Origin of the sequence: Polaromonas sp. (assembly GCF_018780625.1) — a bacterium.
Taxonomy (GTDB): domain Bacteria; phylum Pseudomonadota; class Gammaproteobacteria; order Burkholderiales; family Burkholderiaceae_C; genus Polaromonas.
In genome coordinates this window covers 1-11,970 of record NZ_JADMJK010000247.1, presented here as the reverse complement: position 1 = coordinate 11,970, position 11,970 = coordinate 1, and the positions used below count along the sequence as shown (strand labels likewise).

Annotated in this window: 11 protein-coding genes; 1 reads left to right on the top strand and 10 read right to left on the bottom strand. The window is 64.5% G+C overall.

Annotated features, from left to right (window positions below; translation table 11 throughout):
• The 9 genes from IV091_RS17605 to IV091_RS17565 form a co-directional block, all read right to left on the bottom strand.
• A partial coding sequence (locus IV091_RS17605) for a DNA polymerase Y family protein (protein WP_293470648.1) occupies positions 1-1,119 on the bottom strand: 1,119 nt, incomplete at its 3' end.
• Positions 1,082-1,870, bottom strand: coding sequence for a translesion DNA synthesis-associated protein ImuA (imuA, locus tag IV091_RS17600; protein WP_293470646.1), 789 nt, complete (start codon positions 1,868-1,870; stop codon positions 1,082-1,084). The genes IV091_RS17605 and imuA, both read right to left, overlap by 38 nt.
• Positions 1,871-2,060: 190 nt before the next feature.
• Positions 2,061-2,567 carry a disulfide bond formation protein B gene (locus IV091_RS17595; RefSeq protein ID WP_293470644.1) on the bottom strand — a complete coding sequence of 169 codons (507 nt, stop codon included), beginning with the start codon at positions 2,565-2,567 and terminating at the stop codon, positions 2,061-2,063.
• 70 nt (positions 2,568-2,637) lie between these two features.
• Positions 2,638-3,747 (bottom strand): sulfate ABC transporter ATP-binding protein, encoded by a 1,110-nt coding sequence (locus tag IV091_RS17590; RefSeq protein ID WP_293470642.1) that lies wholly within the window; start codon positions 3,745-3,747, stop codon positions 2,638-2,640.
• A 12-nt stretch (positions 3,748-3,759) separates the two neighbouring features.
• Entirely contained in the window at positions 3,760-4,668 is a 909-nt protein-coding gene (gene cysW / locus IV091_RS17585; protein ID WP_293470640.1) for a sulfate ABC transporter permease subunit CysW, read from the bottom strand.
• Positions 4,665-5,558 carry a sulfate ABC transporter permease subunit CysT gene (cysT, locus tag IV091_RS17580; RefSeq protein ID WP_293470639.1) on the bottom strand — a complete coding sequence of 298 codons (894 nt, stop codon included), beginning with the start codon at positions 5,556-5,558 and terminating at the stop codon, positions 4,665-4,667. The genes cysW and cysT overlap by 4 nt, the downstream gene beginning before the upstream one ends.
• A 3-nt stretch (positions 5,559-5,561) precedes the next feature.
• The gene (locus IV091_RS17575; protein ID WP_293470638.1) at positions 5,562-6,560 is read right to left on the bottom strand and encodes a sulfate ABC transporter substrate-binding protein; all 999 of its coding nucleotides are present in this window, start codon (positions 6,558-6,560) and stop codon (positions 5,562-5,564) included.
• Entirely contained in the window at positions 6,557-7,141 is a 585-nt protein-coding gene (locus tag IV091_RS17570; RefSeq protein WP_293470636.1) for an alpha/beta hydrolase, read from the bottom strand. Before IV091_RS17570 ends, IV091_RS17575 begins: the two co-directional genes overlap by 4 nt.
• A gap of 246 nt (positions 7,142-7,387) precedes the next feature.
• A complete protein-coding gene (locus IV091_RS17565; RefSeq protein ID WP_293470634.1) occupies positions 7,388-8,305 on the bottom strand; it encodes a LysR family transcriptional regulator in 918 nt (305 codons plus the stop codon).
• Between the two features lie 150 nt (positions 8,306-8,455).
• On the opposite strand from IV091_RS17565, the gene IV091_RS17560 reads away from it, so the two are divergent.
• Complete coding sequence (locus IV091_RS17560; protein ID WP_293470633.1) at positions 8,456-9,109, top strand: FMN-dependent NADH-azoreductase; 654 nt, start codon at positions 8,456-8,458, stop codon at positions 9,107-9,109.
• Positions 9,110-9,295: 186 nt separating this feature from the next.
• On the opposite strand, the gene purL is transcribed toward IV091_RS17560, so the two are convergent.
• The coding region (purL, locus tag IV091_RS17555) for a phosphoribosylformylglycinamidine synthase (RefSeq protein ID WP_293470631.1) at positions 9,296-11,970 on the bottom strand (2,675 nt) is incomplete at its 5' end.

Sequence of the window (11,970 nt, the reverse complement as noted above, 5' to 3'; positions counted from 1 at the left end):
GGCTTCCGTCCTAGCTTCGTTTTTTAGATCATTAATCCCCCCAGCGCAAGCAGGACGAGAATTATTGGCTATCGATTTGATAGTATTTTGGGCGCTGACCCAGCACTGCATCTGCTCGGGCCGGTGGTCGGCGCGGGCTTGCCAGGTTTGCACCTGCTCCGGGCCCAGCCGCGCGCTCAGGCGTTCCACCAGCTCCAGCGCGCTGCCCCCTTGCTGGCGCGCGGCCATCAGCAAGCTGCCGGTGGCGGCGGCCGAATCCGTGAGCGCCTCGGTTTCAAGTGACTGCAGGCGCAGGCTGTGCACGGGCGCGGGCAGCCGCTGCTGCCCCAGTTGCTCGGCCATCAGGCGCGCCAGGTGGCGCAAGTCCTGGGCGGGCTGGGCCGTGCGGATCACCAGCTCGCCGCTGGGTGCCACGTCGCGCCGCTTGTCGAGCTGCCAGACCAGCTTGAGCGCGCACAGCCCGCGCTGGCGGCCCAGCAGCCAGGCCTGCAGCGGCAGCACCAGCAGGCGCTGGGCACCGGCCATCAGCGCGGGCGCATGGGTGACCAGCGCATCGAGTTCCTGCGTTTCGTCAAACGACTCGGGCAGCACCTGCCATTCGTAGACATCGGGCGCGTGGCCCCGGGCGCGGTCCAGCGCCTGCAGCAGCGGTGCGCCAAAACGCCGGGCCACACCCGCCCGGGGCAGGCGCAGCAAGTCGTCCCAGCTGCGGCAACCGACCCGCTCCAGCACGTCCAGGTGCGGCCTGGCCGCCGTCAGGGTGTGCATGGGCAAGTCGGCCACCCGTTTGCTGGCGGCTTCTGGTTGGCCGCGGCACTGGCGCAAGCGGCCAAGCGCTATTAATGATGTAGCACCTTGTGACCGTTCCATATAGGCTAGAACCTTGTTTTGTTCAAAAAACTGGCTGGCTTGACTGGCCATGTTCTGTGCCAGCCGGGCCAGGCCGCCAAACAGCCGCAGACTGCCCGACACCTCCATCAGCACCGCCTCGTCCACCAGCGCCACGCGCGGCGTGTAGCCCAGCGCCATGCAGGCAAGCGCCTGCTGTGCGGCCACCGCGTCGATCAGCGGGGGCGCCGCATCAGGACGTATGCAGGCTTGCAATGCGATCCAGCGCATGGGAACTCCGCATTGAAACAGCCGGCAAGGCTTGGGCCTGCGCATCTTCCCGGCGGCGCCGTACCCGCTCTCGGCTGGCTGCCAGCAGCGCGGTCAGCCTGGCCGGCCGGGTGGCCAGCAGCACCGGCGACGCCAGCGGCGGGCCACGGCGTTTGAGGACATGGACGAAAAGATTGCCCTCCTCGCTCGTTGCGCCTTCAAGCAGCAGGCGCAGCGGCGCGGGCGACGACTCGTGCCGGGCGCGCAAGGGACGAAACACAAACAGCAGCTTGCTGTGCGCATGGGCGGCAATTTGCAGCCGGCGCAGATGGGCGCTGCGGGCGTCGGGCAGCCAGGCCAGCACGCTGGCTACGTCGGCGCATTGAAGCGCTTCGCGGGTGGCCCAGAGCAGCGCCGGACCTTGGCCCTGCACGCACAGCAGGCGCTGCATGGCGAGCTGGCGCGCGCCCAGCGCGGGGCCAAACGGCAGATATGGCGCGCCGACCAGCACCACGAGACGGCCAGGCGCCGCCTGTTGCGCCGCAGCCAGCGCAGGCGCCAGCAAGCCCCATTCGTGCAGGCCGGCCTGCGGCTGCAGCACTTCCGTCAGCGCGCCTTGCGGCCAGCCGCCGCCGGGCAGCACCTGATTGAGGCCTGCATAACCCGTGTCAATGACCTGCAGGCTGGCACTGCCCAGCGCACCGGCGCGCCAGACATGGGCGAGTTCAGGCAAGGCACGGTGGGTGACGGTGGACGCAGTGGGCACAGGCATGAAAGATCTGAAGTCGGGTCTAATAACTGTATAAAACTACAGTATATGACCAGATTCGAAGCGCTGCGCACTATCTTTAAGCGCTCTTTGTAATCCGTTGGTCGCGCCCTGCACCGGGCCGCAGGCGAAAAAATAGGCGCCAAGGCTCATGACCCCTGGCGCCTTGTGGCGGCGTTAATTTTTTAAAGTTTCAGCGCTGGCGCACCAACCGAACGATCAGCGCGAGTGCCGTCAGGCCGACCGCCACAAAGCAGAGGAATGACCAGTTGGCGATCGAGCCACCCAGAAAGGTCCAGTCAATCTTGCTGCAGTCGCCGCTGCCCTTGAAGATCATGGGAATGACGCGCTGCAGTGGAAAGGTCTCGATCATTCCGTAAAAGTCCCGGCCGCACGAAGCGACTTCGGGCGGGTACCACTGCAGCCAGCTTTGGCGGGCGGCCACAAATGCGCCAAAACCCGACAGCAGCACCAGCAGACTGGCGCCAGTGATCAGCAGCCCTTTTTGGCGGGCGAATGCGGTGAGGCCAGACACAATGGCCACCAGCACCAGCGCATAACGCTGAACGATGCACATCGGGCAAGGCTCCAGCCCCACGCCGTGCTGCAAGTAAAGGCCAAAAGCCAGCAACAGCACGCAGGCCGCCGACACCAGGGCCAGCACACGGCGCGGCATCGTATCAGAGTAAGTCAAAAACATCGTCATCCTGTGGTTCACGTTGATCCAAAAAAGCAAGGCTGGCGCCAAGTTTAAGCGCAAGCACCGGGTTTCAGGATGCTTGGCTGGCGGCTTGGCCGTCGATAAAAACACGGGCCTTGCGCGGCGTCAGCACCAGCGTGTCGCCTTCTTTCAGGCCCATGTCGCGAAACTGCTGCGCCGGCATCTGGGCCTCGATCAAGGGGTCGCCCGACGGCGCGGCTGTCTGTTGGTAGCCGTCGACCGGAATAAGTTCCAGCCGCGCAATCGGCCCGATCACGATCGCCCGCTCCAGCGTGGCCACGATGCCGGTGGCGCCGGGCATGTAGCGTTGCACCTCCAGGTCGTGCGGCCGCACATAGGCAAAGGCCTTGGCGTCCTGCGCGCCGGCATGCTCGGGCGAGTCGATGCGCACGCCTTCGAGCTGCACCTGGCCTTCATGCGCGCGGCCGTGAAACAGGTTCACGTCGCCCAGGAAGCCATAGACAAACGGGCTGGCCGGATGGTCCCAGACTTGCTGCGGCGAGCCGATCTGCTCGACCACACCCTGGTTCATCAGCACCACCCGGTCGGCCACTTCCAGCGCTTCTTCCTGGTCGTGCGTCACAAAGATGCTGGTCACATTCAGGTCGTCGTGCAGGCGGCGCAGCCAGCGGCGCAATTCCTTGCGCACCTTGGCATCGAGCGCGCCAAACGGCTCGTCGAGCAGCAGCACCTTGGGCTCCACCGCCAGCGCCCGCGCCAGGGCAATGCGCTGGCGCTGGCCGCCCGACAGCTGCGACGGAAAGCGGTCGGCCAGCCAGTCGAGCTGCACCAGGCTGAGCAGGGAGTGGACTTTTTCCCTGATCTGCGCTTCGCTGGGGCGCAACGCACGCGGCTTGACGCGCAGGCCGAAGGCGACGTTTTCAAACACCGTCATGTGGCGAAACAGCGCGTAATGCTGGAACACAAAGCCCACCCCGCGCTCGCGCACATGCACGTCGGTGGTGTCTTCGCCGCTGAACAAGATGCTGCCTTGGTCGGGCGACTCCAGCCCGGCAATGATGCGCAGCAGCGTGGTCTTGCCGCAGCCAGAGGGGCCGAGCAAGGCGACCAACTCGCCCGCTTCGATGTCCAGGCTCACATCGCCCAGCGCCTGGAAGTTGCCAAAATGCTTGCTGACATTGCGAATTTCGATACCCATGATTTCTTTCCTTTAGCGGAGGGCGGCTGGATGCGGGGGACGTTCGGGCGGCAGCGCGGCGGCGGCTTTCATGTCGGCGTCCTGGCGCCATTCAGCCACCGACTTGATGGTCAGCGTGACCAGCGCCAGAATGGCCAGCAGCGACGCCACGGCAAACGCGGCCACCGACTGGTATTCGTTGTACAAAATTTCCACATGCAGCGGCAAGGTGTTGGTTTGCCCGCGAATGTGGCCGGACACCACCGACACGGCGCCAAACTCGCCCATCGCGCGGGCATTGCAGAGAATTACGCCGTAAATCAGCCCCCACTTGATGTTGGGCAGCGTGACATACCAGAAGGTTTGCCAGCCGGTGGCGCCCAGCACAATGGCGGCCTGCTCTTCGTCGTTGCCCTGCGCCTGCATCAGCGGAATCAGCTCGCGCGCAATGAACGGAAAGGTCACGAACACGGTCGCCAGCACAATGCCGGGCACGGCAAAAATCACCTTGATGTCGTGCGCCAGCAGCCACGGCCCAAACCAGCCCTGCGCGCCGAACACCAGCACATACATCAGGCCCACCACCACGGGCGAGACTGAAAACGGCAGGTCCACCAGCGTGGTCAAAAACGACTTGCCGCGAAACTCGTACTTGGCGATGGCCCAGGCCGCGGCCACCCCAAACACCAGGTTCAGCGGCACGGCAATCACGGCGGCAATCAGCGTCAGCTCGATCGCCGACCAGGCGTCGGGTTCCTTCAGTGCGGCCAGGTAGGCGCCAAAGCCTTTGCGCAGGGCTTCGGTGAACACGGCGGCCAGCGGCAGCACCAGGAACAGCAGCACAAACAGCAGCGCCACGGTGATCAGCGTGTAGCGCACCCAGGGCGCTTCGCTGGTGCCCGACTGAAAACGCCGCACCGCGTGGGTCGACGGCCCGCTCATGATGACGCCCCCGTGTTGCGGCGCTGCCAGGTTTGCAGGGCGTTGATGACCAGCAGCAGCACAAAGGAAATCAGCAGCATCACCACCGCCACGGCGGTGGCGCCCGCGACGTCGTACTGTTCGAGCTTGCCGATGATGATGAGCGGCGTGATTTCAGAGATCATGGGCATGTTTCCGGCAATAAAGATGACCGAGCCGTATTCGCCAATGGCGCGGGCAAAGGCCATGGCAAAGCCCGTTAGCAGCGCCGGCGCGATGTGCGGAAGAATCACCTTGGTGAAAATCTGCAGCCGCGTGGCGCCCAGCGAGGTGGCGGCTTCTTCAAGTTCTTTTTCAGCGTCTTCAAGCACTGGCTGCACGGTGCGCACCACAAACGGCAGGCCGACAAAAATCAGCGCAATCACCACGCCGGCCGGGGTAAACGCCAGCTTGATGCCCATGGGTTCGAGGTACTGGCCGATCCAGCCATTGCCGGCCAGCAGCGCCGTGAGCGAAATGCCGGCCACGGCGGTTGGCAGCGCAAACGGCAAGTCCACCAGGGCATCAATGAGTTTTTTACCCGGAAACCGGTAGCGCACCAGCACCCAGGCCAGCAGCAGGCCAAACACCAGGTTCACCAGCGCGGCGATCAGCGACGCGCCAAACGTGAGGCGGTAAGACGCCAGCACGCGCGGCGACGTGACCGCCATCCAGAACTGGTCCCATGTCAGTGTGAAGGTCTTGAAAAACAGCGCCACGATCGGGATCAGCACAATCAGGCTGAGGTAGAACACCGTGTAACCCAGCGTCAGCCTGAAACCGGGCAGCACGCGCCTGGGCGCTCTTTTGGCGCCCGCGCGCAGGGCTGGCGCCACCGCGGCGGGCGGCGCTGCAGAAGACAAAGCGGTCATGGATTACTTGACGGTGTAGAGCTTGTCGAACTGGCCGCCGTCGTCAAAATGGACTTTCTGCGCTTCGCCCAGCGAGCCAAAGTATTTGGCCACGGTGAACTGTTTCAGTGGCTTGAAGGTGGCGGCGTTCTTTTTGAGCACCGCTTGCGAACGCGGACGCAGCGCATGCTTGGCAGCGATTTCCTGGCCTTCTTCCGAATACAGGTAGTCCAGATAGGCCTTGGCCAGCACTGCCGTGCCTTTTTTGGCCACGGTACGCTCAACGACGGCCACCGGATTTTCAGCCGTAATGCTGACCGACGGGTACACGGCGGTGACCTTGCCGGCGCCGAACTCGCGCTCGATAGGGATCACTTCCGACTCAAACGTGACCAGCACATCGCCAATGTCGCGCTGCAAAAAGATGCCGGTGGCGTCACGCCCACCCTTACCGAGTACCGGCACGTTTTTGTAGAACTTGCCTACAAATTCAGCCGCTTGCGCGTCGGTGCCGCCTTTTTCGCGCACGGAACCCCACGCGCCCAGGTAGACGTAACGGCCGTTGCCGCCGGTTTTGGGGTTGACCACCACCACCTGCACGCCGGGTTTGGCCAGGTCATCCCAGTCCTTGATCCCTTTGGGGTTGCCTTTGCGCACCAGAAACACCATGGTCGAGGTGGTGGGCGACGCGTCGTGGGGGAAGCGCTTGGCCCAGTCCTTGGCGACCACGCCGCTGCGGGCCAGGAATTCAATGTCGGTGGTGGTGTTCATCGTGACCACATCGGCGTCCAGGCCATCGGCCACGGAACGCGCCACGGCGCTGGAGCCGGCATGCGACTGGTCAACCTTGACGTCTTTGCCCGTGGTTTTCTTGTAGTGCGCAATGAAGGCGGTGTTGTAGTCCTTGTAGAACTCGCGCGCCACGTCGTACGAGCCGTTCAGCAAGGTCTGGGTTTGTGCCGAAGCCAGGCCGCTGGCGGCCAGGGCCAGTGCGGCCAGTGTCAGTTTAAGTTTTGAAGTCATGCGGTTTCCAGTGAGGCTGAATGTGAAGAGGTTGGGGGATTTTGGTAAGACACCGTCAGGGGCGCATCGTCCGCGAGGGACTGCAACAAGGCCACGCCCAGCGGCCATTCGCCGTGGCCTGACGCGAGGTTGATGTGACCGGCTTCTGGCAGGCGCACAAACTCGCTGCCCCAGGCGCGGGCATAGGCCCCGGCCAGGCGCACAGGGCAATAAGGGTCGTTGCTGCTGGCCACCAGCACGCTGCGGTAAGGCAGCTTTTGAAACGGTACGGGCGCAAAGTCGCTCAAGATGGCGCGGCGTTCCGGGTCTGCCGGCGCCACCAGCAAGGCGCCCTGAATGCGCGCTGCGGCTTCAGGCGGCAAATGCGCCGTGGCGATGCAGCCCAGGCTGTGCGCCACCACCACCACCGGCTCGCCCTGCTGCAAGATGGTGCGGGCCAGCGTGGCCACCCAGGCCTGGCGGCTGGGGGTGATCCAGTCGTCCTGCTGCACCCGCACGGCGCCGGCCAGCCGGTCGGCCCACAGGCTTTGCCAGTGGCCGGGGCCGGAGTCGCGCCAGCCGGGAACGATGATGAAACGCACTTGGCCTGAACCTGTTTTAAGGCTTGGGCGTTGAATGGTGGGCGGTGTTGCCGAGTCTGAGAGTCGCCATGATGTGCTCCTTGGGTCGCGGGGAATGAATGAGATTCCTGCATTGTGCGGAGCAAGACATAAAACTCAAAAGAATATATAGCTCTTAATTTATCTATATAAATGAATATAGAAATTTTTGACCTGAAAAGCTACCCGCCCAGGCGCCAGGAATTCCTGACCTCAGGCGGGTAAAGGTCAGGACTCGCCGTCCACCATCTGCTCGCCCTGCATATGGCGGCCGATGAAATCCAGAAAGCTGCGCACCGCCGGCACCTGGCCGCGGCGCGAGGGGAAAACGGCATGCACCATGCCCGGCTTGGGCGCCCAGCCTGGCAGCACCGGCACCAGCAGTTGCGCCTGCCGCTCGGCCATGCTGAGCGTGTCGGGCAAAAAGCTGACGCCCGTGCCGGCCAGCACCGCCAGCTTCAGTGTTTGCAGGTCATCGGCCACGTAGCGTGGCTGGTGCTGAAACACAAATTCCTGCCCCTCGGGGCCCAGCAGCACCCAGGCGCTGCGCCCGTCGGTGGACGACATCGCCACCGTGTCCAGGCGGGCCAGGTCTTGCGGCGTGACCGGCATGCCCTGGCGGCGCAGTTGCGCAGGGCTGGCCAGCAAATGGCCCGAGGTAGCCCCCAGCTGCTTGACCACCAGGCTGCCGCTGTCGTCCAGCGTGGGGCGCACCCGCAGCGCAATGTCGACGCCTTCCTCCACCAGGTCGACCACCCGGTTGGTGACCCGCATGTCGAGCTTGACCTGCGGATACTGGGCCAGGTAGCGCGGAATCAGGTAGCCCAGCGTGCTTTGCGCCAGCGTGACCGGGCAGGTGATGCGCAGCGTGCCGCGCGGCTCCACCTGCAGATGCGCCACGGCTTCGGCGGCGGCCAGCGCCTCGTCGCGCATGGCGCTGCAGTGGCGCAGGTAGATCTCGCCGACCTCGGTCAGCGACAGCTTGCGCGTGGTGCGCTGCAGCAGCCGCACGCCCAGCCGCGCTTCCAGTTCAGCCACGCGGCGCGACAGCCGCGATTTGGGCAGCCCCAGCGCCCGGCCGGCAGCGGCAAAACCGCCCCGCTCCACCACCTCGGCAAAGTACAGCATGTCGTTGAGGTCTTGCATGGAATTCCTTTAATTGCGCTGTCATCGTCCTGCTGGCAGGACAATCAGTCGCGATTTTGCCAGCTTATCAGCCAGTCGATGCACCGGCACAATCTATCCCATGGTTGAAATCCAAACCAAATCCCTCTAATTTTTATTCAAGGACCTCCCATGACCCAACTTCTCCATATCGACTCCAGCATTCTTGGCGGCAATTCGGTATCGCGCCAACTCACGGCCCAAATCGTTGCCTCGTGGCGCGCGGCCCACCCGGCCACCCAGGTCAGCTACCTGGATTTGGCGGTGGACACCCCCAGCCACCTGTCGGCTGAGTCGCTGGGCTTTCGCCTGCCGGCCGGCGCGGCTGAACTGAGCGCGGAGCAGCAGCGCGAAAACGCCATTTCCGAGGCCCTGGTCACGCAATTCCTGGCGTCCGATGTGGTGGTGATTGGCGCGCCGCTCTACAACTTTGCCATCCCGACCCAGCTCAAGGCGTGGATTGACCGCGTGGCACAAGTGGGCCGCACCTTCAGCTACACCGACAAGGGCCCGGTCGGCCTGGCAGGCGGCAAGACCGTGATCGTTGCCTCGGCCCGCGGCGGTGTCTATTCCACCAGCGACGCCGGCAATGCCATGGAACACCAGGAAAGCTATTTGAAGACCATATTCGGCTTTTTCGGCGTGACCGATGTGCGCTTTGTGCGCGCCGAAGGCCTGGCCATGGGCGAAGCCGCCAAGGCCGCCGCGCTGGCCGCCGCCGCCGCTGACATTGCCATCCAGACGCAGGTTGCAGCCAACCAGCCGCAAGCCACGCTGGCCGCCTGACTGCGGTAGCCGCAGGCCCTGCGGCCGCCAGAAATTCCCGTCAAACTGGCGGGACAAAAAAATGCCCCCGTGCAGTCACCTGCATGGGGGCATTTTTGATGAGCGGCTTGCAGCACTTGCTGGCAACGCGCCAGCGGCCATGAATTTACATGGCGACTGTCGATGCGCCCGTCAAGCCGGCCCGGGTCAGCCGACCCATTTGCGCGCGTTGCGCCAGATCTGCATCCAGGGGCTCAGCTCGCTCACGTTGCCGCTGGTCCAGCTCATCTGCACATTGCGGAACACGCGCTCGGGGTGCGGCATCATGGCGGTGAAGCGGCCGTCTGCCGTGGTCACGGCCGTCAGCCCGCCTGCGCTGCCGTTCGGATTGGCCGGGTAGGCTTCCGTGGGCTGGCCCAGGTAGTCCGTAAACCGCATCGCTGCAATCGCCTTGGTGGCATCGCCCCGGTAGGCAAAGTTGGCGTAGCCTTCGCCATGCGCCACGGCAATCGGCAGCCGCGTGCCGGCCATGCCCTGCAAGAACAGGCTGGGCGAATCGAGCACTTCCACCTGGCTCAGGCGCGCTTCAAAGCGTTCGCTGCGGTTGGTGGTGAAGCGTGGCCAGGCCTCGGCGCCCGGAATGATGTCGGCCAGCTCGGCAAACATCTGGCAGCCGTTGCACACGCCCAGGCCAAAGGTGTCCGGCCGTGCAAAAAAGGTCTTGAACTGGTTGGCCAGCACCGGGTTGAAGGTGATGGACCGGGCCCAGCCAATGCCGGCGCCCAGCGTGTCGCCATAGCTGAAGCCGCCGCAGGCCACCACGCCCACAAAGTCGGCCAGCTTGGCGCGGCCGGTTTGCAGGTCGGTCATGTGGACGTCATAGGCGTCAAACCCGGCCAGGGTGAAGGCATAGGCCATTTCCACATGGGAATTCACCCCCTGCTCGCGCAAAATAGCGACTTTGGGCCGGGACAGGCTCAGTGCCGGCGTGAAGATGGTTCTGGCCGGGTCAAACGTCAGGTGCGCATGCAGGCCGGTGTCGGCAGGATTGCCCTGGGACGCGTGCTCGGCATCGGCGCCGGCCGGGTTGTCGCGCTGCTGGCAGATCTTCCAGCTCACTGCGTCCCAGACCTGGTGCAGGTCCTGCAGCCTGGCCTTGAACACCGCCTTGGTGTCGCGCCAGACCTGGACTTCGCCCTTGCCGACTTCCAGCGCAGCGTGCTGCGGCCGGGTTTTGCCAATGAAATGGCTGAATTTGGACAGCCCGTGCGTGCGCAGCGTCTGCATCACCTCGTTGCGCACTTCCGTACGCACCTGGATCACGGCGCCCAGCTCTTCGTTGAACAGCGCCTTGAGCGTGAGTTCTTCGCGGCGGGCGCCGACTTGCGACGCCCAGTTTTTGCTGTCGCCGGTGTCCATGCGGCTGTCGGTGATGCCGTCGCCTTCGACCAGCAGCATGTCGATATTGAGCGACACGCCAACATGGCCGGCAAACGCCATTTCACAGGCGGCGGCAAACAAGCCGCCGTCGCTGCGGTCGTGGTAGGCCAGGATCTGGCCCTGCGCGCGCAATTCATTGACGGCGTTGACCAGATTGACCAGCTCTTTCGGGTCATCCAGGTCGGGCACCTCGCCGCCTTCGAGATTCAGGCTTTGCGCCAGGATGGAGCCGCCCATGCGGTTTTGCCCCTTGCCCAGGTCAATCAGGATCAGCGTGGTGTCGGCTTCCTGCGTGTTCAGCTCGGGCGTGAGCGTGCCGCGCACGTCAGGCAACGTGGCGAAAGCGCTGACGATCAGCGACACCGGCGAGGTGACTTTTTTGGCTTGGCCATCGTCATTCCAGACGGTGCGCATCGACAGCGAATCCTTGCCGACCGGGATCGACACACCCAACGCCGGGCACAGTTCCATGCCGACCGCCTTGACGGTCTCGTACAGGGCGGCATCCTGGCCCGGCTCGCCGCAGGCAGCCATCCAGTTGGCCGAGAGCTTGACGCGCGCCAACTCAATCGGTGCAGCCAGCAGATTGGTGATGGCTTCGGCCACCGCCATGCGGCCCGAGGCTGCTGCATTCACGGCCGCCAGCGGCGTGCGCTCGCCCATGCTCATGGCCTCGCCACCAAAGCCCTGGTAGTCGGCCAGCGTGACCGCGCAGTCGGCTACCGGCACCTGCCACGGGCCCACCATCTGGTCGCGGTGCGTCATACCGCCCACGGTGCGGTCGCCAATGGTGATCAGGAAACGCTTGGACGCCACGGTCGGGTGGCTCAGCACGGCAATCGCGCTGGCCTGCAGGTCCACGCCGGTCAGGTCCAGCGGCTTGATGTCCTGCGCCACGGTTTTAACGTCGCGGTGCATCTTGGGCGGTTTACCGAGTAGCACGTTCATGGGCATGTCCACCGGGGCGGGCTTGTTGTCGTCGGACAGCACCAGTTGCTTTTCCTCGGTGGCCACGCCAATCACGGCAAACGGGCAGCGCTCGCGTTCGCAAAACGCTTCAAATTGCGCCAGCGACTCGGGCGCGATCGCCATGACGTAGCGCTCCTGGCTTTCATTGCTCCAGATTTCCTTAGGTGACAGGCCGCTTTCTTCCAGCTTCACGGCGCGCAAATCAAAGCGCGCGCCGCGTCCGGCGTCGTTGACCAGTTCAGGAAAAGCGTTGGACAAGCCGCCGGCGCCCACGTCGTGAATCGCCAGGATCGGATTGGCTGTGCCCAGCTGGGCGCAGCGGTTGATGACTTCCTGCGCGCGGCGCTCGATTTCAGGGTTGCCGCGCTGCACCGAGTCAAAGTCGAGCTGGGCCGCATTGGCGCCCGAGGCCATGGAGCTGGCCGCGCTGCCGCCCATGCCGATGCGCATGCCGGGGCCGCCGAGCTGGATCA